The organism is Planotetraspora silvatica (assembly GCF_016863315.1).
Classification (GTDB): domain Bacteria; phylum Actinomycetota; class Actinomycetes; order Streptosporangiales; family Streptosporangiaceae; genus Planotetraspora; species Planotetraspora silvatica.
This window is the reverse complement of sequence record NZ_BOOQ01000009.1, coordinates 76,179-101,498: the sequence shown is the minus strand read 5'-3', so window position 1 is coordinate 101,498 and position 25,320 is coordinate 76,179. Positions and strand designations below refer to the sequence as shown.

At 69.8% G+C, this 25,320-nt stretch carries 22 protein-coding genes; 9 read left to right on the top strand and 13 right to left on the bottom strand.

Annotated elements, in window-relative coordinates; translation table 11 throughout:
* Positions 1–355 precede the first annotated feature (355 nt).
* Both Psi02_RS08110 and mfd read right to left on the bottom strand, forming a co-directional pair.
* Positions 356–979, bottom strand: a complete 624-nt coding sequence (locus Psi02_RS08110) for a hypothetical protein (protein WP_203972835.1) — start codon at positions 977–979, stop codon at positions 356–358.
* Positions 980–1,074: 95 nt separating this feature from the next.
* Positions 1,075–4,572, bottom strand: coding sequence for a transcription-repair coupling factor (mfd, locus tag Psi02_RS08105; RefSeq protein WP_203972834.1), 3,498 nt, complete (start codon positions 4,570–4,572; stop codon positions 1,075–1,077).
* A 172-nt stretch (positions 4,573–4,744) separates the two neighbouring features.
* On the opposite strand from mfd, the gene Psi02_RS08100 reads away from it, so the two are divergent.
* Positions 4,745–5,476 (top strand): methyltransferase domain-containing protein, encoded by a 732-nt coding sequence (locus Psi02_RS08100; RefSeq protein ID WP_203972833.1) that lies wholly within the window; start codon positions 4,745–4,747, stop codon positions 5,474–5,476.
* 393 nt (positions 5,477–5,869) lie between these two features.
* Positions 5,870–7,087 (top strand): adenylyl-sulfate kinase, encoded by a 1,218-nt coding sequence (gene cysC / locus Psi02_RS08095; RefSeq protein WP_203972832.1) that lies wholly within the window; start codon positions 5,870–5,872, stop codon positions 7,085–7,087.
* Positions 7,088–7,111: 24 nt separating this feature from the next.
* Here cysC and Psi02_RS08090 read toward each other — a convergent pair whose 3' ends face one another.
* Complete coding sequence (locus Psi02_RS08090) at positions 7,112–8,161, bottom strand: glycoside hydrolase family 26 protein (protein WP_239094705.1); 1,050 nt, start codon at positions 8,159–8,161, stop codon at positions 7,112–7,114.
* Between the two features lie 338 nt (positions 8,162–8,499).
* Between Psi02_RS08090 and Psi02_RS08085 the strand changes: the two genes are divergently transcribed.
* The 6 genes from Psi02_RS08085 to Psi02_RS08060 are packed head-to-tail and all read left to right on the top strand — an operon-like array spanning position 8,500 to position 15,037.
* Complete coding sequence (locus Psi02_RS08085; protein WP_203972830.1) at positions 8,500–9,618, top strand: YveK family protein; 1,119 nt, start codon at positions 8,500–8,502, stop codon at positions 9,616–9,618.
* Positions 9,615–10,871 (top strand): hypothetical protein, encoded by a 1,257-nt coding sequence (locus tag Psi02_RS08080; RefSeq protein WP_203972829.1) that lies wholly within the window; start codon positions 9,615–9,617, stop codon positions 10,869–10,871. The genes Psi02_RS08085 and Psi02_RS08080 overlap by 4 nt, the downstream gene beginning before the upstream one ends.
* Entirely contained in the window at positions 10,868–11,872 is a 1,005-nt protein-coding gene (locus Psi02_RS08075) for a hypothetical protein (RefSeq protein WP_203972828.1), read from the top strand. Before Psi02_RS08080 ends, Psi02_RS08075 begins: the two co-directional genes overlap by 4 nt.
* Positions 11,869–12,726, top strand: coding sequence for a sulfotransferase (locus Psi02_RS08070; protein WP_239094704.1), 858 nt, complete (start codon positions 11,869–11,871; stop codon positions 12,724–12,726). Before Psi02_RS08075 ends, Psi02_RS08070 begins: the two co-directional genes overlap by 4 nt.
* Entirely contained in the window at positions 12,693–14,117 is a 1,425-nt protein-coding gene (locus Psi02_RS08065; protein WP_239094703.1) for a lipopolysaccharide biosynthesis protein, read from the top strand. Before Psi02_RS08070 ends, Psi02_RS08065 begins: the two co-directional genes overlap by 34 nt.
* A complete protein-coding gene (locus Psi02_RS08060) occupies positions 14,114–15,037 on the top strand; it encodes a sulfotransferase (RefSeq protein ID WP_203972827.1) in 924 nt (307 codons plus the stop codon). Before Psi02_RS08065 ends, Psi02_RS08060 begins: the two co-directional genes overlap by 4 nt.
* A 32-nt stretch (positions 15,038–15,069) precedes the next feature.
* On the opposite strand, the gene Psi02_RS08055 is transcribed toward Psi02_RS08060, so the two are convergent.
* The 9 genes from Psi02_RS08055 to Psi02_RS08015 form a co-directional block, all read right to left on the bottom strand.
* The gene (locus Psi02_RS08055) at positions 15,070–15,603 is read right to left on the bottom strand and encodes a PIN domain-containing protein (protein ID WP_203972826.1); all 534 of its coding nucleotides are present in this window, start codon (positions 15,601–15,603) and stop codon (positions 15,070–15,072) included.
* On the bottom strand, positions 15,600–16,724 hold the full coding sequence (locus Psi02_RS08050) for a helix-turn-helix domain-containing protein (protein WP_239094702.1): 1,125 nt from the start codon (positions 16,722–16,724) through the stop codon (positions 15,600–15,602). The genes Psi02_RS08055 and Psi02_RS08050 overlap by 4 nt, the downstream gene beginning before the upstream one ends.
* A 46-nt stretch (positions 16,725–16,770) precedes the next feature.
* Positions 16,771–17,586 (bottom strand): WecB/TagA/CpsF family glycosyltransferase, encoded by an 816-nt coding sequence (locus Psi02_RS08045; protein ID WP_239094701.1) that lies wholly within the window; start codon positions 17,584–17,586, stop codon positions 16,771–16,773.
* A 17-nt stretch (positions 17,587–17,603) separates the two neighbouring features.
* Positions 17,604–18,506 (bottom strand): glycosyltransferase family 2 protein, encoded by a 903-nt coding sequence (locus Psi02_RS08040; RefSeq protein WP_239094700.1) that lies wholly within the window; start codon positions 18,504–18,506, stop codon positions 17,604–17,606.
* A gap of 26 nt (positions 18,507–18,532) precedes the next feature.
* On the bottom strand, positions 18,533–19,444 hold the full coding sequence (locus tag Psi02_RS08035) for a sulfotransferase family protein (protein WP_239094699.1): 912 nt from the start codon (positions 19,442–19,444) through the stop codon (positions 18,533–18,535).
* A gap of 83 nt (positions 19,445–19,527) precedes the next feature.
* Entirely contained in the window at positions 19,528–20,790 is a 1,263-nt protein-coding gene (cysN, locus tag Psi02_RS08030; protein WP_203972823.1) for a sulfate adenylyltransferase subunit CysN, read from the bottom strand.
* A 52-nt stretch (positions 20,791–20,842) separates the two neighbouring features.
* A complete protein-coding gene (cysD, locus tag Psi02_RS08025) occupies positions 20,843–21,757 on the bottom strand; it encodes a sulfate adenylyltransferase subunit CysD (protein WP_203972822.1) in 915 nt (304 codons plus the stop codon).
* 19 nt (positions 21,758–21,776) lie between these two features.
* Positions 21,777–22,538 (bottom strand): 3'(2'),5'-bisphosphate nucleotidase CysQ, encoded by a 762-nt coding sequence (locus Psi02_RS08020; RefSeq protein ID WP_203972821.1) that lies wholly within the window; start codon positions 22,536–22,538, stop codon positions 21,777–21,779.
* A complete protein-coding gene (locus tag Psi02_RS08015; protein ID WP_203973024.1) occupies positions 22,539–23,879 on the bottom strand; it encodes a sugar transferase in 1,341 nt (446 codons plus the stop codon).
* 219 nt (positions 23,880–24,098) lie between these two features.
* Here Psi02_RS08015 and Psi02_RS08010 point away from each other — a divergent pair, with 219 nt between their 5' ends.
* Positions 24,099–24,749 carry a 3'-5' exonuclease family protein gene (locus tag Psi02_RS08010; protein WP_203972820.1) on the top strand — a complete coding sequence of 217 codons (651 nt, stop codon included), beginning with the start codon at positions 24,099–24,101 and terminating at the stop codon, positions 24,747–24,749.
* On the opposite strand, the gene pth is transcribed toward Psi02_RS08010, so the two are convergent.
* Complete coding sequence (gene pth, locus Psi02_RS08005; protein ID WP_203972819.1) at positions 24,669–25,289, bottom strand: aminoacyl-tRNA hydrolase; 621 nt, start codon at positions 25,287–25,289, stop codon at positions 24,669–24,671. The two genes, Psi02_RS08010 and pth, sit on opposite strands and share 81 nt — an antisense overlap.
* Positions 25,290–25,320 lie beyond the last annotated feature (31 nt).

The following is a 25,320-nucleotide window of genomic DNA, read 5'->3' as shown; positions in this document are numbered from 1 at the left end:
TCCCTCACCCTTTTTGCCCGTGATCATGCACGGGTTCGTGGATCGGCCCCTGACCGGCCGCTTTCCCACGCGTGATCATGCACGGGTTCGTGGATTCGGCTCCGACCAGCCACTTCTCCGTGCGTGATCATGCGCAGGCTCGGCGGAAGGTGCGTCACGCAGGGGAAACGCGATTCGTGATCATGCAATTGCATGATCACGAACCTTCCTCCCGCAGATCAGTGTGGAACTTTACGAATCCGCGCATGATCACGAAATGAGTCGTGGCAGGCGAAGGGGCCTTTTCACGAACTTGTGCATGATCACGCCGAGAGTTCGCGCAGGTCCGTACGGCCGGCACCGAATGTGTGCATGATCACGCGGGAGGGGCGGCGGCGGGGGGCTGCTCGGGGGCGGGAACCTTGCCGAAGCGTTCGTCGGGCAGGAACCCCTGCTGGGCGTCGAACTTGCCGTACCGCGGGCTGAAGCGCATCGGGACCTTGGTGTCGGCCTCCTGGGTCACCTTCTGCAGAGCGGCCTGCTGGCTCTGCTGATCGACCCCACCGCCCGCCTGCTCGACCAGCTTCTGCTGGATGATCAGCGAGCTGATGAACTCCCGGCCCATGGACAGCGGGACACCACTTTGCAGCAGCGCCGCGTCCGTCTGCGACTGGCCGCCCTGCGACGCGATGACGTCGTCGATGTCCCGCTGGGTGACGGCGATGCCCCGCTGCTTGCCGAGCTGGATGTACTGCTCGTCGTTGGCCAGCCGAAGCAGGATCAGTTGCGTCAACGGGATCCTGAGGCCGAGCTGGTCCTCGGTCATCTTGTGGGCGGCCAGATCCTTGCGGAAGTCCTGGATCTTGGTGTCCAAGTCACTGGCGGCGATGCGTTCCTTGCCCACGATGGCCGCGGCGCCGGCCTGCACGGGGCCACACGCGCTCAATGCGACACCGGCCACCGCGACGGCCACGGCGACGCGCACTTGATATGACTTCACGAACGATCCTCCCGAGGACACCGGCCAGGCAATTGTGCCGGTTCTCTGTCTTTTGCGCGATCTCGCGCGAGCGCCGTGAGACCGCCAATCCGCGGTCACTGTACCCGTATGGGTTCAAGGAACATGGCGTCGACCAGGTCTCCGCACCATTTCAGCAGCTCCAGGTCCCGCAGCGGCTGACCGCCGATGGGCTTGGTCTTGGGCACCGGCACCAGCAGGACCTCGGTGGCCTGCTTGACGATCGACCGCGGATACAGCCGCTGCAGCCGCACCTGCTGGGAGTCCCGCAGAACCACGGGCGCGAACCTGATCTGCTGGCCCTGCAGGGTGACGTCGGTCAGCCCGGCCTTGCGGGCCTTGATCCGGAACCGCGCCACCTCCAGGAGGTTGTCCACCTCCTGCGGCGGCCTGCCGTACCGGTCGGTCAGCTCGTCGCGGACGGCCGCGATGTCGTCCTCGGACGCGATCGCGGCGATGCGCTTGTACGCCTCGAGCCGCAGCCGCTCCGACGTCACGTAAGCGTGAGGCACATGCCCGTTGATCGGCAACTCGACCTTGACGTCGGTCCGCTCCTCGACCTCGGGCTCCCCGGACAGCTTGGACTTCTGCTCCTGCACGGCCTCGGACATCATCCGCACGTAGAGGTCGAAGCCGACGCCGGCGATGAAGCCCGACTGCTCCGCCCCGAGGATGTTGCCGGCGCCGCGGATCTCCAGGTCCTTCATCGCGACGTACATGCCCGCGCCCATCTCGGTGTGCTGCGCGATCGTGGCGAGCCGCTCGTGTGCGGTCTCGGTCAGCGGGGACTCCGGCGGGTAGAGGAAGTAGGCGTAGCCGCGCTCGCGTCCCCGCCCCACCCGGCCGCGAAGCTGGTGCAGCTGCGACAGGCCGTAGTTGTCCGCCCGATCCACGATGAGCGTGTTGGCGTTGGGCACGTCGAGGCCGGACTCGACGATCGTGGTGCAGACGAGCACGTCGAAGTTGCGCTCCCAGAAGTCCACCATGATCTTTTCGAGCTGGTGCTCGTTCATCTGGCCGTGGGCGACGGCGATCCGCGCCTCGGGGACCAGCTCGTGGAGCCGCGCGGCCACCCTGTCGATGCTGCGCACGCGGTTGTGCACGAAGAAGGTCTGGCCGTCGCGCATCAGCTCGCGCCTGATCGCCGCCGCGATCTGCTTCTCGTCGTACGGTCCGACGAACGTGAGGATCGGGTGGCGCTCCTCAGGCGGGGTGAGGATCGTGGACATCTCGCGGATGCCGGTCAGGCCCATCTCCAGCGTGCGCGGGATCGGCGTGGCCGACATGGCGAGCACGTCGACCTGGGTGCGGAGGTGCTTCATGGCCTCCTTGTGCTCGACGCCGAACCGCTGCTCCTCGTCCACGATGATCAGGCCGAGGTCCTTGAACCTGACCTCGGGCGACAGCAGGCGGTGGGTGCCGATCACGACGTCGACGGCGCCGTTCCTGACCCCCTCCATCGTCTCCTTGACCTCGCCGTCGGTCTGGAAGCGGGACATCGGCTTCACCGTGACGGGGAAGCTGGCGAACCGCTCGCCGAACGTCGACAGGTGCTGCTGGACGAGCAGCGTGGTCGGCACGAGCACGGCGACCTGCTTGCCGTCCTGGACCGCCTTGAACGCGGCCCGCACCGCGATCTCGGTCTTGCCGTACCCGACGTCGCCGCAGATCAGACGGTCCATCGGGACCGGTCGTTCCATGTCCCGCTTGACCTCGTCGATCGCCTCCAGCTGGTCGCCGGTCTCGGCGTACGGGAAGGCGTCCTCCATCTCGCGCTGCCAGGGGCTGTCGGACGCGAAGGCGTGGCCGGGGGACGCCATCCGGGCCGAGTAGAGCCGGATCAGCTCGCCCGCGATCTCCCTGACGGCCTTCCTGGCCTTGGTCTTGGCCTTGGCCCAGTCGGCGCCGCCCATGCGGTTGAGGGTCGGCGCCTCTCCTCCGACGTAGCGGGTGACCTCGTCGAGCTGGTCGGTCGGCACGTAGAGCCGGTCGCCCTTGGCGTACTCGATGACGAGATACTCCCTGGTCGCCCCTTGGATCGTGCGCTGGACCATCTCGATGTAGCGCCCCACGCCGTGCTGCTCGTGCACGACGTGGTCGCCGACCTTCAGCTGGAGCGGATCGACCATGTTGCGGCGCCGCGACGGCAGCCGCCGCATGTCCTTGGTCGACGCCTTCTGCCCGACCAGGTCGAGATGGGTCAGTACGGCCAGGCCGGGGATGACGAATCCGTGGTCGAGGCGGCCGGTGGTGACCTGGACGACGTCACGCGGCGGCGGGGCGTCGAGCGAGGGCGTCAGCCTGGCCGCCACGTCGACGCCCTTGAGCAGCTCGACCATGCGGTCGGCCGGGCCGTGGCCCTCGCTGAGCAGCACGACCGACTTGCCCGCGCCCAGCCACCCCTTGATGTCGGCCAGCGCGCGCTGGGTGTCGCCGCGGTAGGCCTCGACGTCATGGGCGTCCAGCTCGGCCCCGTCGCCGAAGGGCGCGATGCTCCACCACGCCTGGCCCAGCTCGCGGGCGTGGCCCTGAACGTCCTCCAGCGTCCGGAACGCGGCCGCCTCGAGGTCGATCGGCGCCTCCCCGCCTGCGGCGGCGGTGATCCAGGACGCCTCCATGAACTCCTGGCTGGTCCGCACCAGCTCGACGGCCCGGCTCCGGATGCGCTCGGGGTCGCAGACGAACACGGCCGAGCGGACGGCCAGGTGATCGAGCAGCAGGTCCATCGAGCCGGCCAGGACCGGGGCGAACGCCTCCATGCCCTCCACCGGCACACCCTCGGCGAGCTGGTCGAGCACCTCCTTCAGCGCGGGGTGCTCCTCCCCCAGCTCGCGGGCGCGTAGCCGTACGTCGTCGGTGAGCAGCAGCTCGCGGCAGGGCGCGGCGAACAGGCCGTCCTGCGCGATCTCCAGCGAGCGCTGGTCGGCGACCTTGAACCAGCGGATCTCCTCGACCGTGTCGCCCCAGAACTCCAGCCGCAGCGGGTGCTCCTCGGTGGGCGGGAAGACGTCGAGCAGGCCGCCGCGGACGGCGACCTCCCCGCGCTTTTCGACCATGTCGACGCGGTGGTAGCCGTTGCCGACCAACTGCGCCACGACGTCGTCGAGATCGGCGTCGTCACCCGCGCTGAGCCGTACGGGCTCGAGGTCGCCGAGGCCGGACACGATCGGCTGCAGCAACGAGCGGACAGGGGCGACGACAACCTGGAGCGGCCCTGCGTTCGGGTCGCCCGCGACCGGGTGGGCCAGGCGGCGCAGTACGGCGAGCCGCTGGCCGACCGTGTCGCTCCGGGGCGAGAGCCGTTCGTGCGGAAGGGTCTCCCACGCGGGGAAGACCGCCACCGAGCTCTCGTCGACCAGCCCGGTGAGGGCGGCGGCGAGGTCCTCGGCCTCCCTGCCGGTCGCGGTCACCGCGAGCACGGGACGGACACGGGAGAGGGCGGCCACGGCCAGCGGCCGGAGCGCGGACGGCGCGATCAGGTCGGCGCCGGGATCGGCGGAGCCGCCGGCTCCTTCGAGAACGGCGGCCAGTTTCGGTTCGGCGGCGACAAGATCGAGCAGTCCGGAAAGAGACATTTATGCCTTCAGAGCCCCACGACGGCAAGCGAAATGGCCCGAGCCAGATATGGACCGGGGTTACCCAGGCTACGCCCGTCGGCCCCCGCACCGGGCAGGAGCCCCGAAGCCGCCGAAACCCCGGCACCGCAAATGCTCTACTCATCGCACTTAGGTGGTTACGCTCTGTGGCATGCCTGAGGTTCAGTGGTCGCCCGTCGGCGAGGATGACGTTTTCGGTCAGCGAGTCCGCGAGCAGTGGACCGAGCAGCTGGGGCGGCGCCTCGACATCCTGGTCGCCGGATGCGGACGGGGCGGCACGCTGGACGTCGGCCGATCCGATCCCCTGGTCACGGGGGTGGACGAGGACCTGCCGCCACTGCGCGCCCACACCGCCTCACGCCAGGACCTGGACGCGTGGTACCTCGACGACATGCGCAAGGTGCCCATCCCGCCGCGCTCCTTCGACGTGGTCCACGTGTCGTTCCTGCTGGAACGCATCCACAACGCCGAGCTCGTGCTCGACCGCCTGGTCGGAGGGCTCCGGCCCGGCGGCCTGCTGCTGATCAAGGCCAGGGATCGCAGGTCGGCGTACGGCTTCTGCGACCGGATGGCGCCCTCCTGGTTGCGGGGGGCCCTGTGGAGGAGCCTGATGCCCGCCGGGTCCGTGGGCCCGCTACCGGCGGTCTACGAGCCGATCGCCTCCCGTGAGGGCATCCAGGCGTACTGCCTGATGCGCGGCCTGATGATCGCCGAGGACTACTCCGGCGCGACCGGCCCGGCCCGGCGTGGGCCGCACGCCGGACTCGTCAAAGCGGTCTGCGGCGCCGTCGCCGCCCTGTCCGGTGACCGCCTCTCCGGCACGAACGACGAGGTCTGCATGGTCGTCCGCAAGCCCCAGAACCATTTCGCCCGCCTCATCTAGCGGAGGGTGAGGACCGTCAGCCACCACATCCGGGACTGCGGGTCCCAGCGGTGGCGCCACAGCTGAACGGCCCGCCTGCCGTCCACGCTCACCAGGACCAGCCCGTCGTCGAACTCGTCGCCGCACCCGCCCGCGCAGCCCCGTCCGGGCCTTCGCGAGGGCGGTCTGCACGAGATCCTCGGCGGTGTGCTGATCGCCTCCGGTCAGGAGGAACGCCGGCCTCATCAGCGCCGGCGAGCGCGCCGACACGAACTCTCGGAAACGTCGCTCGTCTGCGGCGTCCACAGTCACCTCCAAGGAATACTGTCGGCTTCTAGACGCCGTGCGCACCCTCCCGCTATGCGTCCGAACGACGCGATGTGTGTTGGCGACCGAATCGATCGGAATAGACGAATGACTGAGTGGACTCCCGACGCCCGGGAGCTGGCCGATCTGGAGTTGCTGCTCTCCGGGGCCTTCGCGCCGCTGACCGGCTTCCTGACCTCGGCCGACGCGAGCGCGGTGGCCGAGAACGGCACGCTGTCCGACGGGACGCCCTGGCCGGACCCGATCACGCTCGCCCTTCCGGACGACGTCCCGCCCGGCGCCCGGGTGACGCTCAAGGATCCCGAGGGTGCGGCGGTGGCCGTGCTGACCGTGGAGGAGCGGGACGGCCACCACGCGGCAGGCCCCGTGAAGGCGCTCGACGTGCCCGTCTTCGGGCCGTTCGCCCGGCTGCGCCGTACGCCCGACGAGGTCCGCAAGGATCTGCCGCACGGGGAGATCCTCGCCGTGACCATGCGGGGGCCGCTGGACTCCACCGTCCTCGAGGACGTGGCGGCGACCGCCGAGGAACTGGAGGCCACCGTCGTCCTGATGCCGCTGGTGTTCGGCGAGGGCGGGCCCGCGGTGGTGCGCGCCGCGCTCAAGGCGTCGGAGCGGCTCCCCGGATCGACCGTGGTCGCCGTGCCGCTCGCGCCCCGCGAGGACACCGAGATCGACCTGGAGTTGCGCGAGCACGTGGCGCGCAACTACGGCGCGACCGAGCACTACGCCGGCCCCGCCCCCATCGTCATCCCGGGACCGCCGCACCGGCGGGGACTCGTGGTGTTCTTCACCGGCCTGTCCGGCTCGGGCAAGTCGACGGTCGCGCGCGGCCTGCGCGACACGCTGCTCGAGCGAGGCGGGCGCACGGTCACCTACCTGGACGGCGACGTGGTGCGGCGGCTGCTGTCGGCCGGGCTCACCTTCTCCCGCGAGGATCGCGACCTGAACATCCGGCGCATCGGCTTCGTCGCGGCGGAGGTCGCCCGGCACGGCGGCCTCGCCATCTGCGCGCCGATCGCGCCCTACGCGTCCACGCGCGACGAGGTGCGGGCCATGGTGGAGGAGGTCGGCGCCGACTTCCTGCTGGTCCACGTCGCGACCCCGCTGGAGGAGTGCGAGCGCCGCGACAGGAAGGGCCTGTACGCCAAGGCCCGCGCGGGCCTGATCCCCGAGTTCACGGGGATCTCCGATCCGTACGAGGAGCCCGACGACGCCGAACTCGTGCTCGACACCACGGGGATGACGGTCGAGCGCTCCGTGAACACGGTGCTCAACCTGCTCACCTCCGGGGGCTGGATCCGCTGAGCCGCGGCGTCCCCGCCCGCGAGATCAGCGGGTGGGGACGCGGGTGCCGGTGAACTCGGGCTCCCGGCCGAGTTCGGCGAACGCGCGGCCGCCCCCCGGAGTCGTGTCGAACCGGGTGTCGCCGCGCGGAGCCACCGGCGAGTCGAAGTACACCAGCGCCTTGATCTGCGGGTAGTCGTCGATCTGCCGCGCGACGGACAGGTAGAAGTCGCGCTTGAACCTGGGCGAGCCCGATCGCTCGAAGGCCCCCCACTCGGCGATCATGATCGGCTTGCCCGGGAAGCGTCCCTGCATCCACCGATAGAAGCCCGGCCACTTGGGATACTCCGGGCGCGTCTTGTTCACCATGCCGGCGAAGTCGGACACCTGGGAGTCGGCGTAGGGGTCGATGGCGACCCAGTCGACCACGTCGTCGCCCGGATAGAGCGACTCGAACCACGGCTTGGACGCCCAGTTGGGCGCCCCCATGTAGGTCATCACCGTCACGGCGTTCTGCACCCCCCTGGCCCGGAGGCGGGAGACGACGTGCCGGTACATGGCCACGTAGTCGGTGGCCGAGAACCCCGCGCCCGAGCGGACGTCGTCCTCGGGCTCGTGGTGGATCGTCAGGAAGAAGCGACTGGGGAAGGTCCGGGTGATGTAGCCGGCGAGCGCGTCGATGCGGTCGTCCACGTCGCCTCGGGCCACCTGGGCCCACGAACGGTCCGGCGCCGGTTTCCAGTTGACGAGCAGCAGGCGGGGACCCTGCGCGATGGCGCGCTCCTGCGGCGTGGGGAACAGTTCGTCACCCCGGTGGTAGACGTGCACGATGTCCGCCCGGCGGCCCATCCGCCGCTCGGCCGTCTCGACGGACTGCAGCGGACGCCTGCCGGAGAAGACGTCGGGCGCGATCCCCCACCACGCCCCGCACGTCGGAATCAGCTTCTCCGTCACCACGCAACTGGCGACCTTCGGCGGCCTGTGCGTCTGGTCGAGGAACGTCCCGACCCCCCGTGACGTCGACGTGCCCGACGCGGCCGAGCAGCCCACCGCGCCCGCCCCCATCAGTACGGCCAGGCCGGCAAGTGCGGCCAAGCCGGCGCCCCCAGTTCGTCGCACCGTTTCCCCCCATCGTGTGGTCCGGATCCCCGCGGGGGTTCACCTTCCCACCAAGAGGGGGCGGTCGGTGGGCCATTCTTACCAACTCATCTGTCTAGAAATTTCCGAGAAAAGTCGACCGCTATCCGGTCATTCTTGCGTGGAAAATCTTCAATAGCGGATGGGGAAACCTCTCACCGGCCTATAGTTCGACTCCGGGCGAGGGGCACGGAGAGTTGGCCATGATTCTTTCACCGCATAGCAGAGACATCGCGGAGTACGGTTCCGTCCTGCGCAGGCGGTGGCAAGTATTCCTGTCATGCCTGGTCACAGGTATGATCGGTGGCGCCGTGTTGTTGTCGGAGACGCCTGCCGCATATACGTCCGCCGCCCAGGTGCAGGTGTTCCCCACCGGGATGCAGGAACAGGTCAATCTGATAACCCCGCGGCAGAAGGAACCCCTCAACCTCGATACCGAGGCACAGATCGCACAATCCACCGTGGTCGCCTCTCTAGCCGCCCAGGCCCTGAAATATACGGATCCCGACGGCTTGCGCGAAATGGTCGAAGTAGACGTGCCTCCCAATTCGGCCATTCTTTCCATCTCGTTCACCACCGCCGATCCCGAATCGGCCGCGAAAGGCGCCCAGGCATTCGCCGACGCGTATCTGCGAAACCGCCTCAGCTCGGCCACGGACGCGCTGACGGCCGAGCAGAAGGTCCTCGCGGCCAAGCTGCGCCAGGTGAACGCCGATCTGGCGAAGGCCGCCGCCGCCGTGCCCACCCAGGCCCGTGGATCGGCCGCGCGGGCGATCGCCGCGCACCGGCAGACGGTGCTGGCCCGCCAGGCGTCCAGCCTCACGGTCAAGTACGACGCCCTGAAGACCGTCGCGATCACGCCGGGGACCGTCATCAGCCCAGCGCGGCCGCCCACGGAGCCGAGCGCCCCCAGCGCCCCGATCTACCTCGGCAGCGGGCTCTTCCTCGGCCTGATCTGCGGCGCGGGAGCGGCGTTCGCCCGGGACCGGCTCGACACCCGGCTCCGCCGATCCGGTGACGTGGAACGCCTGACCGGACTGCCCCTGCTCGCCGAAACCGCCACCCGGCCGGAAACGACGATCTTCCACGAACTCGCGGCCGTCGCGGTGACCGCGCTGGGCGACGGGCGCCACACGCTGCTCCTCGAAGAACTCGGCGACGAGAGCCACGGCCGGTCCATGGCCGAGGGGCTCGGCGCGGCGCTCGCCCGCCTCGCCCCCATCTCCGTCGTGACGGGGCGCGAAGGCCGCCCGGACGCGGCGATGCTCCTGGCGGCACTCGGCCGGACCACGTCCGACGACGTGGCGGGAGCCGTACGGAACCTGGCCCGCCAGGGAGTGCGGGTCCTGGGCGTCGTGGCCGTGCCGCCGGGGCTGACGGTGTCCGTACCCGGCCAGGCGGAGCAGGTCACGTGAGGCCGGCGGTGTGGCCGGTCGCCGCGCTGCTGATCGGCTATCCCGTCTGGTGGGCACTCGGACTCGGCGGCCTCGCGGTCGTCGTGCTCGCCGTGCCGATGGCCGTGATCCTGTGGCGCAGGCGGCCGATCAGGGTGCCCAAGGGCTTCGGCCTGTGGCTGTTGTTACTGGCGGGATACCTCATCAGCGCCGTCACACTGGCCGAGACGCCCGACGGCACCTACGGCGACCTCAGCCCCGGCCGGATCACCGGCTACCTCGTGCGCCTCGCCGTCTACGCCTCGCTGCTCGTCATGGTCGTCTACCTGGGCAACCTCTCGCTCGACGAGCTTCCCCAGCTCACCCTCGTGCGGATGCTGGGCGTGCTGTTCATCACGACGGTCGCCGGCGGACTGCTGGGCGTCCTGGCTCCCGGCTTCCAGTTCACCTCGCCGCTCGAGATGGTCCTGCCGGGGTGGATCGGCGACAACTCCTTCGTGCGCAACCTCATCCACCCGACGGCCGCGCAGGTGCAGCACGTGCTCGGGCACAGCTCGCCGCGTCCCGAGGCGCCGTTCGAATGGGCCAACGCCTGGGGCAGCAACGTGTCGGTCCTGGTCATCTGGTTCGTGGTCGGATGGTGGGCGTACGGCGGGCCGTACCGGCGGGCGATGGCGGCGGTGCTGATCGTGGCGGCCGCCGTGCCGATCGTCTACTCGCTGAACCGCGGCCTGTGGATCGGGCTCGCCATCTCCGCCGCCTACCTGGCCCTGCGCGGCCGCCCGCTGCTCGTCGGGGCGGCCGCCGCCCTCGCGGGGGCGGCGTTCTTCCTGTCGCCGCTGAGCGCGATCGTCGCCCAGCGCATCGACAGCCCGCACAGCAACGACATCCGGGCGTTCACCGTCTCCTCCACTGTGCGCGTGGCCGCCACGTCGCCCCTCATCGGCTACGGCAACACCCGCAACGCCTTCGGCAACCAGCGCACGATCACGACGGGCAAGACGCGCTGGTGCGAGGAGTGCGGCCATCCCCCGCTGGGCAGCGACGGCCAGTTGTGGCTGCTGCTGATCAGCCAGGGTTTCGCCGGGGCCCTGCTGTACGTGGGCTTCTTCGCGGGCGCGGTCCGCCGGTTCTGGCGCGACCGCACGCCCATCGGGCAGGCGGGGACCCTCGTCATGATCCTCGTGCTGTTCTACATGCTCGTCTACGACGGTCTGATCAGCGCGCTGAGCCTGTATCTGATCTCCTTCGCCCTCCTCTGGCGGAACGCATGAGAGACACCCCGACACGTCTGCGCTACCTGCACGAGGTCCTGGCCCAGTTGTACCCGCCCGGCACCTCCAAGGCGGCCCGCACGCTGCTCCCGCACCGGCTCGTGCCGCGGCGGCTGGTCCCCCGCACACGGTGGCACGCGGCCCTCGGCCGCGGCGTTCCCGTGTGGGACGGCCCGGACACGATCGAGACCCACCTCAGCCAGGTGCTCGACCGGCGGATCCACGCGGTCGTCCACGTACGGCCCGCCCGCCGGGCGAACCGCAAGCCCGTGCTGGAGGCGCACGGCGAGGACGGGCTCGTCGCGTTCGTGAAGATCGGCGACTCGGACCGGACCAGGGAACTCGTCCGGCACGAGGGCGCGGTGCTGCGGATGCTGGCGGACCACCCCATGAAGGTGGTCGTACCACCTTCCGTCGTCCATCACGGAACGTGGCGCGGGCTCGAGGTGCTCGTGGTCTCCCCCCTTCCGGTCACCGCGGCGCCGGTGCCCCGGGGGCTGCGCGACGCCGCCGTGGCCGAGATCGCCTCACTCGGACGGCGGAGCATGGCCGCGCACCGGCGCGGCCGGGGTGAGCCGGCCCGGCCACGATCACGAGCACTGTCCGCACAGGTGAGCGGCAGGCCGCTGCATGACCAGGCGGGGTGGGGATGGCATGGCGACTTCGCTCCCTGGAACCTGTCCGCGGCCCCGGACGGGCGGCTGCTCGTCTGGGACTGGGAACGGTTCGCCACCGACGTCCCCCTCGGATTCGACGCCCTCCACTACTACTTCAACCGCGCGTTGCGCCGTATGCGCCCTGCCGTGGCGGCCCGCTCCTGCCTGGCACAGGCCGGCCTGCTCCTGGAGCCGTTCGGCCTGTCCTCCGCGGAGGCCCGCCGGGCGGCCGCCCACTACCTGATCACCCTTGCCGATCGGCACCACCGGGACGGCCACGAGCCCCTCGGTCCCTCGTCCCTCTGGCTCAACCCCCTCGTCGATCATCTGGAGAGCCTCCTGTGAGGTCAACGTTGAAGCGCTCGGCCCATGCCGTCTCCCTCACCACGGGCATGCTCACGACGCGTGCGCGGATACTGCCGTCGTTCCTGATCGTCGGAGCGCAGCGATGCGGCACCACCTCGCTCTACCGCGCTCTCTCCCGGCATCCCCTGATCGTCAAGCCGGTGTTGCGCAAGGGCGTGCACTACTTCGACGTGAGTTACGACCACGACATGTCCTGGTATCAGGCGCACTTCCCGCTCAAGGCCACCGCACAGCGGCTCCAGCGCCGGTACGGCCAACGCACCCAGGCCTTCGAGTCGTCGCCGTACTACCTCTTCCACCCGCTCGCGGCCGCCCGGATCGCCTGGAACCTCCCGGGGGTCAAGCTGATCGCGCTGGTCAGGGATCCGGTCGAGCGGGCCGCGTCGGCGCACGCGCACGAGCTCGCTCGGGGGTTCGAGACCGAGCCGTCGTTCGAGCGCGCACTGGACATGGAGAGCGCGCGGCTCGCGGGCGAGGCCGAGCGGCTGCGCGAGTCTCCCCACTACCTGAGCCACGCCCATCGCCACCACGCCTACGTCGCCCGCGGCAGGTACGCCGAACAGCTGAACCGGATGGAGCTTCTCGTCGGCCGCGACCGGATCCTCGTCCTCGACAGCGGTTCGTTCTTCCGTGAGCCCGACCCCGTCTATGACCGCGTCCTGGAGTTCCTGGGGCTGCCGCGGATGGGCGACCCGGTGTTCGAGGTGCACAACGCGCAGCCGCGGACCTCCGAGATGCCGCTCTCGGTGCGCCAACGGCTGGGCGCGCACTTCGCCCCGTGGGACGCCCTCCTCCAGCAATGGCTCGGGACGGAGCCCTCGTGGCGCCGATGAGCGCCCTCGGAACACGTCGTCCCGGCTCCGGCCTGGCGCGCGGCAGCCTCGCCGGGCTCGCCGCCGCGGGGGGCGGAGCGGCGAGCCAGTTCCTCATCGTGCTGCTCATCACGCGATCGCTCGATCCCGACGCGGCGGGGGCGTTCTTCACCGCGACGGCACTGTGCCTCATGCTCGCCGGAATCCTGCGGCTCGACGCCGGGAACGGCCTGATCTACGCCCTGGCAAGACGACCACGCGAGTCATCGGGCCGCACGGTGTTGTGGGCGGCGCTCACCCCGGTCGCGGCGGTCTCCGCGCTCGCCGCGTGCGCCGTCACGGTCTTCGACGGAGAGCTGGCCGAGCTGACCGGCGTCCCGGACGGCGTCTGGCCGGCGCTGGCCGCGACCCTGCCCGCCGTCGTGCTGGCGGACGTGCTGGTGTCGGCCACCCGAGGCCTCGGCTCGATGCGGCCGACGCTCCTGCTCGACGGCCTCGGCCGGCCGATGGGCCAGCTCCTCCTCGTCGCCGCCGGAGTGCTCGTGGGCGCCTCGCTGCCCATCCTGACGGCGGCGTGGGCCCTGCCGGCGGTCCCCGCCACCGTGCTGGCGGCGGTGTGGCTCCGGCGGCACCTGCCGGGTTCGACCGCTCCCCCACTCGGACACGGCGGAGGCGAGATGGTGGCCTTCAGGGCGCGCGGCGGGGACGGGATGGCGGCCTTCAGGCTCGCGCGCGGCGGGGGTGGGATGGCGGCGTTCTGGCGTTACACGGGGCCGAGGTCGGCCGCCGCGGCGATCCAGGCGGTGTTCCAACGGCTCGACATCGTGATCGTCGCGGTGCTGGCGGGTCCGGCCCCCGCCGCCGTCTACACGGCGGCCACCCGGTTCAAGGTCGTCGGGCAGCTGGCCAACCAGGGGCTGGTGCAGGCCGTGCAACCCCACCTCGTCAGGGCGCTCGCCGACGGCGACCTCGCGCGGGCCCGGCGCCTCTACCAGACCACGACCATGTGGCTGGTCGTGCTCACCTGGCCGATCTGGCTCGGGTACGCGGCCCTCGCGCCGTGGTTGCTGCCGTTGTTCGGCCCCTCCTACGCCGACGGCGTGGCCATCGCGCTGGTGTTGTCCGGAACCATGGTGGTCGCCACCGCCTGCGGCATGGTCGACGTCGTCCTCATCGCGTCCGGACGCACCGCGGCGAGCCTGGCCAACACCGCCTGCGCCGTGGCGGTGACCATCGTGGTCGACGTGCTGCTGGTGCCGTCCCACGGCGCGCTGGGAGCGGCTCTCGGCTGGTCGGCCGGAGTGCTGGCGAAGAACGCGTTGCCGCTGGTCCAGATCTCCCGCCGCTACGGCCTGCGCCCCTTCGGCAGGCACTCCGCGAGCGCGTTCCGCCTGCGAAGGGTCGTCGTGTGAAGGCCTCCGGACCCCCTGTCCTGGTCACCGGCCTGCCGCGCAGCGGCACGAGTTGGGTGGGCAAGATGCTCGCGGCGAGCGGGCACCTGGTCTACGTCAACGAGCCGCTCAACCCGGAACGCCCGCCCGGCCGCTCCCCCGGCGTGCTCGCCGCGTCCGTGACCCACCGGTTCCAGTACATCTGCGCGGACGACGAGACCCCCTGGCTCGACGCCTTCTCCGGAACGGTCGCGCTCCGCTACCACTGGCTGGCCGAGCTTCGCCGTAACAGGCGGCCACGCGACCTGGCCAGGATGGCCAAGCACGGCACGGCGTTCGGGATGGGCGCACTCCGCGGCAGGCGCGCCCTGCTCGACGATCCCTTCGCGCTCCTGTCCGCGGAATGGTTCGCCCGACGGCTCGGCTGCCAGGTGATCATCCTGGTCCGGGATCCCGTTTCGTTCGTGGCGAGCTGGCAGCGGCTCGGCTGGACGGTCTCCTTCGACGAACTCCTGGGACAGCCGCTGCTCCTGCGCGACCACCCCGGTGTCGAACGGCTCCGCCCCCTGGCCGGCTCGCAGGACCGCATCGCCAAGACGGCCGCCCTGTGGAGTGCGGCCCGTCAGGTGACCGACGCGGTGGCCGCCCGCTCGACCGGCATCCGCGTGGTGGGCTTCGAACACCTCGCCTCGGCGCCTCTGGACGGCTTTCGCGACCTCTACGAGTGGTGCGGGCTGCCGTGGACCCGCCGGGCCGCCCGGCGCATCACCACGGCCTGTACGGCACGGCGCTCCCGATCGGGCGGCTTCGCCTGGACGGGCCTGTCACGGACGGCCTTCCGCCCCATGGACTCCCGCCAGGCCCTCAGCGCCTACCGCCGGCGCCTGTCCCCCGAAGAGATCGCCCGCATCCAGTCCCTGACCTGCCTGCCGACCGCCTGAGCTGCTCTTCCAGGAAGCAACGCCGGGATAGTTCATAGATCGGACGGGTGACGCGGCACACGAAGGTGCCGGCCCTCTTGCCACATCTGATGCAGGAGCCTGAATCCGTCGTCGCCCGTGCAACATCCGTCGGCCACCGCCTCGGACATGAGGTCCATGGTGTCGCGGGTGGTTATGCCTTGAGCACGCGCGTACTCCTGAGCGTCCCGATCATCGGTGATCCAGTGCGAACCGGTGAACTCCGCCCAGTTCAAGATCACGTGGCAGGTCTGCGCCTCTCCGAGGTGCTTCAGCGGCTGACGCGGTGACCCGCCGAAGACCGCTCGGCGAACACGCTCGATCTGCCTGTTCTCCTCGGGATCATCGATCTCGATCGGATCCCCCAGCCAATTGCCGCCGGCGATCGCGCCCAAGCCGGGATAGACGCGGGAGGACTGTGCCGCCTCGAACGCGATCGCCTCAGTCCAGCGTCCACGACCGCGCAGGGTCTTCTCCAATAAAGGGAGGCTGTCCACGCAGGCGAAATTGCACAGCACTGTGTTGTCGGGAAACCAGTACCAGGTCATGAGCCGAGGGGGGATTCCTCTCTCGTTTCACTGATGGCCTGCCGCAACGTGGCGGTGTCGACGCCGATCAGATTCGCGTACGGCCTGAGCGTCGCCTTTCCATCGGCATACGCCTGGAAGGTGCCCCGCACGAGCGAGGCAGGAGTCCGCGGACGCGACGCCGACTCGATCCACTCCGCCAGCACATCCACGGCATCGGCCAGATGAGCCGCCTGACCGGCGTTCAGTGATCTGAAAGAGTCACAGAGCCGGCGATCGATGAGGCCGAGATTGAACAGCCGCCACGCAAGCGTGCTCGGCGATACCCAGAAGCGGCAGGCGAGCTTCGCGAACGCGGTCTCCGACCATGTGAGCCGAGCGTCTTCCTCGCGAAGGATCTCCGCGGGAAGCAGGAACTCGGCGGCGAAGGCGTTCGCTCTGATTTCCGAGGGCTGCTGCTTGTGAACACTGTCATGAAGGTCGGCGTCCAGGTGGAGTCCCTGGTTGTCACCGGTAAGCAAATGAGCCAGTTCATGGGCGATGGTGAACCTCTGACGGGCGGGCACCTCCGATGTACCGATCACCATGAGCCGCGTTTGCTCGTCCGCGTAGGCGAGTCCATCGAACCCGTCCGGGAGGCGAACGATCGCGACATCCACCCCGAAAAGGTCCTCAATGACTTCGGACAGATCACGCCGCCGACAGGGATCGATCCCGCCGCTTCGTGCGAGATCCCGAGCCTCGGCGGCAAGGTTGCGTCCTTGGTCGATCGGTCGTCCCGCCTTCAGAACCGGCGCGAAGGCGGACAACTCCTGCCGATATCCGAGAAATGCCAGATCCGCCCGGATCTGGGCGAGCCGTTCCGCCTCACGGATAGCCGTATCCGATGACGTGGACGAAGCCATGGAGGTTCGTGCGGCCAGGGAAGGAACAGTCGAGTCGCCACCCAGGAGCCAGTCGACGGAGACCCCACCCACATCGGCGATCCGCGCCAGGTCCAGCGAGGTGAATCGCCGAATGCCCGACAACGACTTGGACATCTTCGGTGAGTCGAGCCCCGCTCGTGCGGCGAACTCGGCCTGGGTGATGCCACTGTCCGCGATCAGTCGGCGCACCCGCTCCGCCGTTCTCTCCCCAGCCATACCGAAAGCCTAGATTCGAATTGCGAAAATCGCAAACACGCATTGATCATTGACGTCCGCAAACCGACCGACGAGCCCGCCACAGGCGTTTCAGCAGGCAGACGGCCAGCAGACGGAGGGCGAACGGCAGGTCGTCGACGAGGTAACGCCGTGCCAGCCTGCCGGGCTCGCTCAACAGCCGGAACAACCACTCCAGCCCGTGATCCCCCATCCACGCGGGAGCCCGCCGTACGGCGCCGGCGGTGAAGGCGATCGCGGAGCCGCAGCCCACGAACCACGCCCCGGGCAGGTCGGCCCGGACCATGGCGATCAGCCGATCCTGCTTCGGGAACCCGAGCCCGACGAAGACCAGCCGCGGCCCGGCCGCGACGAGCCTCCTCCTCACCTCGGCGAGAGCCTCCGGACACGTCTCGAACCCGTACGGCGGGGCGTCGGTCCCGGCCACCACCAGCCCCGGATAGCGCTCGCACAAGACGTCCCGCGCGGTCTCCGCCACCCCTGGCGGCCCGCCGAGCAGATAGACCGGGATGCCGCCGACGGCCGCGGCCTCGGAGAGCGACCAGATCAGATCGGCTCCGGTGACCCGCTCGGGCAGGGGCCGGCCGAGCAGCCGGGCCGCCCAGACCAGCGGCATGCCGTCCGCGACCGCCAGGTCGGCCCGGGTGACCAGGGCGCGCAGGTCGGCGTGACGCGAGATCGCCCGGCAGATGTCCACATTGGGGGTGACGAGGTGTCCTCCGCGACCTCGGCCGAGCGCGGCGACGACGTGCTCCACCACCTGGGCCTCGGTCAGCGGATCGACCTTGACCCCGGCGACCGCCACTCGCCCCTGCCTGCGCCGGCGGGCCGGAGCGGGCGCCACCCCCGAACGAGGGGCCATCAGATGCCGTGACCGCGGGCGTTGAGCAGGCTCAGCACCGCGCTCGCGGAGATCAGCCGGCCGGCCACCGCCAGAGCGACGGCCGCGCGCGGCTCGCTCCTGCGGGCCGCGAAGGCCCTGAGCGCCCAGCGGGCGGCCTCTCGGCGGTGGCCGAGAGCCGCGTGCGAGAAGGCCAGCTGGCCGTAGATCCGGGCGGCGCCGTACGCGTCCGCCGCCAGTTCGGGATGGCGGGCCAGCATCCAGTCGAGGCCCGCGATGCGATCCGCCCACTTCATGACGTACTGCGAGGCACCCCAGCGCACGCGGACGAGCGGACGGTCGACATGGACGATCGGGTGCCGCCAGGCGGCACGCAGCGCGAGGTCCCAATCCTCGTTCTGACCGCCGGGTGCGCTCTCGTCCACCCAGATGGAGCCCCGCCGGAACAGGAACGTCGAGGAGTGGACCATCATCATCCGCGAGCGCGTCAGGTGCTCGCGCGTCACCCGGGCGGTTCCGGCGAGGCGGGGGACGCGGCGTGAGCCGTACTCGACCTCGATCGCGCAACTGGCGAAATCGGCCTCCGGCTCCTCGGCCAGCGCGGCCGCCTGTACGGCGAGCTTGCCGGGCAACCAGAGATCGTCGTCGTCGCAGAAGGCCACCAGCTCGGTCTCGAGCGCGGCGATTCCGGAGTTCCTGGCGCCGGGCAGGCCGGGGCGCTGGCGGTTCGGCAGGATCCGGACGCTGCCCCGGGAGGAGCCGATGCTCCCCACCTGCTCGGCCACCTGCTCGACCGGCGCGCCTCCCGCGTCGACGACCACGACCACCTGCAACCGGCGACTGTAGGCCTGGCCCAGCACGCCGGCCACCGCGGCGGCGAGCGAGCCTGGCCGGTCTCCTCGGGTGGGGATCACGACACCCACGGACGGGTTCAAATCACGAGCTCCGATCAGTATGCGAGGGGGTAGCCGTACATCAGCAGCAGCGGCCAGGTCAGCGCGGTGACCAGCCAGCGCTGCCGGAACGGCAGTGCGGCGCGGCGGTCGTGGAACTCGATGTGGCCCACGGCGAACCTCATGGGATTGCCGGAGACCGTGTGCGCGACGCCGAGTCGCGCCTGCCCGTCCTCGATGAAGCCGAGCGTCTCGCGAGAGTCGGTCAGCTCCAGGTCGCCGGCCAGTTCCGTCAGCGTCGCGACGGGGTCCTGCACGAGATCCTCGTAGTGGACGCGGACGACCTGGACGCCCTTCCAGCGGAGGACCTCGAAGGCGAGGTTCTGCGCGAGCCAGTGCATCGCCGTCCGGGCGGGCGCCCACCGGGCCATCGGCCGGCCGTCCTCGGGCCGCCGCACCCTCCTGCGCCAGGACGCCGCGACCGCGCGGGGGTCGCGCACCACGTGGACGACCCGGAGGTCCATGGTCGCGGACAGGCAGTACGCCAGGGAGGCGTGCTTGCTGGAGTCGATGACGACGCGCGCCGCCGCGACCTCGGCCGCGGCGGCATAGATCCGCGAGTACGCCGAGACGTACTCGGCGAGCTCGGCCTCCCGGGTCAGCAGCCCGATGGCGAAACCCGGAATGCGGCGCGTGCGGTCCACCCGGGCACGGAGCTCCTGCAGCATGACGGCACGGCTCTCACGCCAGTAACCGAACGCGCGGGAGCCGACCTTGCTCCAGAACGTGCACTGGGAGAACGGCTGACCGCAGCCACAGGGCTCGTCGGCGCGAACGCCACGCGCCCACAGATGGACGACCTCTCCGAGCGGTGCCACACCCGGAATCTCACCGAGCAGGCGCTCGAGCAGGGTGGTGCCGCTACGGCCCAGCCCTCCTACGAAGATCACCGGCTGAGCGTCGGCCACGAGCCCTCCACCTAGTGGATGCGGAACGTGACGACCCTAGCGCGGAGAGTAATCGAACGCCTGATGATCCCTAAAGGATCTACTCAGTGAGCGTCGACGATCATCCCTGCCCCGACTGTGCCGTTGGTGGTCTCGTCGATCAGGATGAATCCGCCGGTGAGGCGGTTCCTGGCGTAGTCGTCCACGAACAGCGGCTGAGTGGTGCGCAGCGTCACCCGGCCGATCTCGTTGAGCCCCAGCGAGGTCGCCGTCTCGTCACGGTGAAGGGTGTTGACATCCAGGCGGTACTGCAGGTCCCTGACCACGGTCCGCGCGGTCCTCGTGGTGTGCTTGAGAACCAGCTTGGAGCGGGGCTGCAGCCTCACGCCGTCGGCCATCCACGCGACCATCGCGTCGATCTCCTGGGCCACGTGCGGCTGGTTGTGCGGACGGCAGATCATGTCGCCGCGCGAGATGTCGATGTCGTCCTCCAGCCGGATGGTGACCGACATGGGCGGGAATGCCTCGTCGAGCGCGCCGTCGAAGCTGTCGATCGACTTGATCCGCGTGGTGAGGCCCGACGGCAGGTGCATGACCTCGTCGCCCGGCTTGAGGACGCCACCGGCCACCTGACCCGCGTATCCGCGGTAGTCGTGCAGCGACTGGTTCGTCGCGTTGTGCGGTCGGATGACGTACTGCACCGGGAAGCGGACGTCGACGAGATTGCGGTCGGAGGCGATGTGCACGTGCTCCAGGTGATGGAGCAGCGCCGTGCCCTCGTACCACGGCATGTTCTCCGAGCGGGAGACCACGTTGTCGCCGTGCAGCGCGGAGATCGGGATGAACGTGAGGTCGCTGGCGTTCAGCTTCGACGCGAAGGCGGTGAACTCCTCGCGGATCTCCTCGAACCGGGCCTCGGAGTAGTCGACGAGGTCCATCTTGTTGACCGCGAGGACGAGGTGGGGCACCCGCAGGAGCGTCGTCAGGAACGCGTGCCGCCGCGACTGCTCCAGCACGCCCTTACGGGCGTCGATCAGGATGATCGCCAGGTCCGCGGTCGAGGCTCCGGTGACCATGTTCCGGGTGTACTGGATGTGACCCGGGGTGTCGGCGATGATGAACTTCCGCCGGGGCGTCGCGAAGTAGCGGTAGGCGACGTCGATCGTGATCCCCTGCTCGCGCTCCGCCCGGAGACCGTCGGTGAGCAGGGACAGGTCGGTGTACTCGGTGCCCCGGTCGCGCGAGGTGCGCTCGACCGCTTCCAACTGGTCCTCGAAGATCGCCTTGGAGTCGAAGAGCAGCCGCCCGATCAGCGTCGACTTGCCGTCGTCCACGCTGCCCGCCGTAGCGAAACGAAGGATGTCCATTACTCGTGCTCCCCAAGGTTCGTACGGCCGGCATCAGGAAGATCAGCGCGCATCAGAAGTACCCTTCCTTCTTGCGATCTTCCATGGCGGCCTCGGACGCGCGGTCGTCGGCGCGGGTGGCTCCCCGTTCGGTGATCCTGGTCGCCGCCACCTCTTCGATGATCTGCTCGACCGTCGTGGCCGTGGAGGCCACCGCGCCGGTGCACGTCATGTCGCCGACCGTGCGGTAACGGACCACCGCCTCGAAGATCGGCTCGTCGTCGCCCCGCTGGACCACCTCGTCATCGCTGAGCAGCATGCCGTCCCGCTCGAACACCTTGCGGGTGTGGGCGAAGTAGATCGAGGGGATCTCGATGCCCTCGCGCTGGATGTAGTACCAGATGTCCAGCTCGGTCCAGTTGGACAGCGGGAACACGCGGATGTGCTCCCCCTTGCGGATCCGGGTGTTGTAGAGGTTCCACAGCTCGGGCCGCTGGTTCTTCGGATCCCACTGCCCGAAGTCGTCGCGGAAGGAGAACACGCGCTCCTTGGCCCTGGCCTTCTCCTCGTCACGCCGGGCCCCGCCGAACACGGCGTCGTACTCGTTCTCCTCGATCGCGTCGAGCAGGGTCGTGGTCTGCAGCCGGTTGCGCGAGGCGCGCCGCCCGGTCTCCTCCATCACCCGTCCCGCGTCGATGGATGCCTGGACCGAGGCCACGACCAGCCGTGCGTTCAGCTCGGCGACGCGCCGGTCCCGGAAGTCGATCACCTCGGGGAAGTTGTGCCCGGTGTCCACGTGCATCAGCGGGAAGGGGATCGGCGCCGGCCAGAACGCCTTCTCGGCGACGCGCAGCATGACGATCGAGTCCTTGCCACCAGAGAAGAGCAGACAGGGCCGCTCGAACTCGGCCGCGACCTCGCGCATGACGTGGATCGCCTCGGCCTCGAGCACGTCGAGCTGTGACGTCGTGTAGTCACGCTGGAGCATTGGTGCTTCCTCCGGGAGATTAGCGATGAAGGTCACGGATGCCGGCGAGCAACGTTGGCGCCAGATCCGGTAGGCAAACAAGGATATCCGGCAGGGAGGGGTCTGCCTGGTTGTAGACCAGTGGCGAGCCGTCGATCCTGCTCGCGTGCGCCCCCGCGGCGAGCGCCACGGCGACCGGCGCGGCGGAGTCCCACTCGTACTGGCCGCCCGCGTGGACGTACGCCTCGACCTCTCCGGTGAGGACGGCTGAGATCTTGGCCCCGGCCGAGCCGATCGGGACCAGATCGGCGCCCGCGAGGAACGCGAGCTTCCGCACGAACTCGGGGGGCCGGGTGCGGCTGACCGCGATCCGGAACCGCTCGCCGGGCCTTGCCAGCACGGGCGGGACGGCCGCCGTCAGGGTCCTGCCCTGGGCCGGGAGCGCGACCGCCCCCGCCGTCAGCGAGCCTTTCTCCCACAGCGCGACATGGACCGCCCAGTCGGACCGGCCCTCCTCGGAGAACTCGCGGGTGCCGTCGAGCGGGTCGACGATCCACACTCGGTCGGCCGACAGGCGCCGCGGATCCATCCGCTCCTCGCGGGTCGCCTCCTCCGACAGGACGCTGTCGCTCGGCCTGAGGCGCTGCAGGGCCTCGGTGAGGAACCGGTGCGCCATCAGGTCGCCCGCGTCTTTCAGCGCACGCTGGTCGGCGAACCCGTGCTCGGCCCGGAGTGCGAGCAGCCGTTCCCCCGCCTCCGTGGCGAGATCACCCGCGAGGGCGTGGTCGTCCCTAATCGTCATTCAGTAAGCTCCCGCGCCGCCCGCGACCGCTGACCAGGTCTTCCAGAGAATCTGCAGATCCAGCATCAGCGACCAATTCTCGATGTAACGCAGGTCCAACCGTACCGATTCCTCCCAGGAAAGATCAGACCTGCCGTTGACCTGCCAGAGGCCGGTCATTCCAGGGCGTACGACCAGCCGGCGGCGGACGTCGTCGCGGTACCGCGCGACCTCCTCCGGCAGCGGCGGGCGCGGCCCGACCAGAGACATGTGACCCCGGAGCACGTTGATCAGCTGGGGCAGCTCGTCGAGGGAGTGCCGCCTCAGCCGGACGCCCATGCGGGTGACCCGCGGATCCTGGCGGATCTTGAACAGCAGGCCGTGGCCGTCGTTGACGAGTTCCACCTTGCGGGCCTCGGCGTCGTTCCGCATGGTCCTGAACTTGAGGATCGTGAACTCCACGCCGTCCTTGCCGACCCGCGTCTGCCTGAACAGCACCGGCCCCGGGCTCGACGCCCGTACGGCTATCGCGACGACGAGCATCAACGGAGCGAGCAGGACCAGGGCGACGCCCGCGACCAGCCGGTCGAAGGCCGTCTTGATCAACTGGCGCGCGCCGGCGAGGTCCGGGTGCTCGACGTGGAGCAGGGGAAGCCCCGCCACCGGCCGGATCGCGGTGCGCGGTCCCGCCACCTCCATGAGGGCGGGGGCGACGACGAGGTCGGTGCGGGTCCGCTCCAGCCGCCAGGCCAGTCTGCGCAGCGCCGTGCCGTCGAGTTCCGGACAGGCGAGCACCGCCACGGTGTCCGCCCCCACCTGCTGCACGACGAGGGGGACGTCGGTGAAGTCGCCCAGGATGGGGACCTCCTCGATCTCCCCCTGCGCATCGGTGGGCAGGCAGGCGGCGACGATCTCCATCCCGTGATAGCGCTCGCGCCGGAATCTCATGGTCAGTTCGGCGATGCCCGCGCGATGGCCCACCGCGACCACCCGGCGCATGCAGTCCTCGCCCCGGCGCCGGCGCCCGTGCAGGCGGCGGCGTAAGCCGTACCGGGCGAGGAGGGTCAGGACCGTCATGAGCGGCAGCGCCACGACCACGTAACCGCGGGCGAGGTCGGCCTTGGTCACGTAGGCCGTGATGGCGACCGCGGCGATGAGGGTGAACCCGCACTGCGCGATCCGGCGGAACTCCTCCGAGCCCACCCCGATCAGGCGGGGCTCGTAGCCCCGGTTGAGGCCGATCATGCCGGCCCACACGGGCGGAAGCGCTCCACTCAGCACCACATAGGGCGCCACATAAGGAGTAACCTCGCCGAACCTGAGCAGTACTGCGGCTACCCCGGCCAGAAGGGCACACGTCATGTCGGACACAGCCGCATGGAACCGGTATCGCGTCGCCCAGCGCGGCGGCCGCGGGATCGGATGCGCCGGCGTCGGCCGCGCCCGGCCGGCGGCGACCACTGAAACTTCGCCGTCCAGCACGCACCCTCCACACTCGTCGCCTCGCGCCGTCACGTAACGGCATCGTCACTGACAGTGAGGAATGCTAGCGGTCATCCGGTGGGGCTTAGAGGAGAATTCGTGAAAGCCGAAACGTACATCTCTGTCGATATCGAGGCCGATGGCCCGATTCCGGGCCCATATTCCATGATCAGCATCGGTATGACGGTGGCGGGGAGGATGGTCGGCAGGAGCTTCGAGAAGACCGATCCCGAATCGGCGACCTTCTACGCGGAGCTCAGGCCCATCAGCGACGACTTCGTCGCCGAATCGCTGGCGGTCAGCGGACTCGACCGCGACGCGCTGGTCGAGGAGGGGCGCGACCCCGCCGAGGCCATGGCCGCCGCCGCGGCCTGGATCCGGGAGGTCTGCGGAGCGGACCTCCCGGTGCTGGCGGCGTTCCCGCTGGCCTACGACTGGATGTGGATGTACTGGTACTTCCTGCGTTTCACCGGGGAGAGCCCGTTCGGCCACTCCCGGTGCATCGACATCAAGACCCTCTACACCGCCAAGGCGGGCGTCCCCGTCGCGTGGTCGACCAAGCGGCAGATGCCGCGCGAGGTGCGATCGGACCGCCGCCACACCCACAACGCGCTGGACGACGCCGTGGAGCAGGCCGAGCTGTTCCAGAACCTGATGCTCTGGCCGGGATCAGCGGGGCGGCTTCACCGGGTTGAGATCCCCCGCGTGGAACCTGTTCTGGGTGGCCTCGACGCCGCTCGTGATCAGTGACTCCACCATGTCGGCCGCACGGTCGACCAGGAACGGCAGGTCCTTGCGCTCGGCGGTGGCGAAGTCCTTCAGCACGTAGGCCGCCGGATCCATCCGTCCCGGTGGGCGGCCGATGCCGAAGCGGATCCGCGGATAGTCCTTCGTCCCCAGCGACTTGGTGATCGACTTCAACCCGTTGTGGCCGTTGTCCCCGCCGCCCAGCTTCGTGCGCAGCGCGCCGTAGGGGATGTCCAGCTCGTCATGGATGACGATGACGTTCACGGGCGCGACCTTGTAGAAGTCGGCCAGCGCCTTCACCGGACCGCCGGACAGGTTCATGTACGACAACGGCTTTGCCAGCACGGCACGGGCGCCGGCCGACCGCCCCTCGACGATCTCGGCCCGCGACTTGTGGACCTTGAAACGGCCGCCCATCCGGGCCGCCAGCTCCTCGACCACCATGAAGCCCGCGTTGTGCCGGTTCCCGGCGTACTCGGGCCCCGGATTGCCCAGGCCGACGACAAGCCATCGCTGATCACCGGACTCGGCGATCCCAGACATCACGGTCTCCTCACATGAAGAAGTCCTCCAC

Coding starts and splice junctions, on each gene's coding strand:
- Psi02_RS08020 (WP_203972821.1), bottom strand. CDS start 22,538: ATGACGATTAGGGACGACCACGCCCTCGCGGGTGATCTCGCCACGGAG.
- Psi02_RS08075 (WP_203972828.1), top strand. CDS start 10,868: ATGAGAGACACCCCGACACGTCTGCGCTACCTGCACGAGGTCCTGGCC.
- cysD (WP_203972822.1), bottom strand. CDS start 21,757: ATGCTCCAGCGTGACTACACGACGTCACAGCTCGACGTGCTCGAGGCC.
- Psi02_RS08100 (WP_203972833.1), top strand. CDS start 4,745: ATGCCTGAGGTTCAGTGGTCGCCCGTCGGCGAGGATGACGTTTTCGGT.
- Psi02_RS08065 (WP_239094703.1), top strand. CDS start 12,693: ATGGCTCGGGACGGAGCCCTCGTGGCGCCGATGAGCGCCCTCGGAACA.
- mfd (WP_203972834.1), bottom strand. CDS start 4,572: ATGTCTCTTTCCGGACTGCTCGATCTTGTCGCCGCCGAACCGAAACTG.
- Psi02_RS08015 (WP_203973024.1), bottom strand. CDS start 23,879: ATGACGTGTGCCCTTCTGGCCGGGGTAGCCGCAGTACTGCTCAGGTTC.
- Psi02_RS08055 (WP_203972826.1), bottom strand. CDS start 15,603: ATGACCTGGTACTGGTTTCCCGACAACACAGTGCTGTGCAATTTCGCC.
- pth (WP_203972819.1), bottom strand. CDS start 25,289: ATGTCTGGGATCGCCGAGTCCGGTGATCAGCGATGGCTTGTCGTCGGC.
- cysN (WP_203972823.1), bottom strand. CDS start 20,790: ATGGACATCCTTCGTTTCGCTACGGCGGGCAGCGTGGACGACGGCAAG.
- cysC (WP_203972832.1), top strand. CDS start 5,870: ATGACTGAGTGGACTCCCGACGCCCGGGAGCTGGCCGATCTGGAGTTG.
- Psi02_RS08085 (WP_203972830.1), top strand. CDS start 8,500: ATGATCGGTGGCGCCGTGTTGTTGTCGGAGACGCCTGCCGCATATACG.
- Psi02_RS08050 (WP_239094702.1), bottom strand. CDS start 16,724: ATGGCTGGGGAGAGAACGGCGGAGCGGGTGCGCCGACTGATCGCGGAC.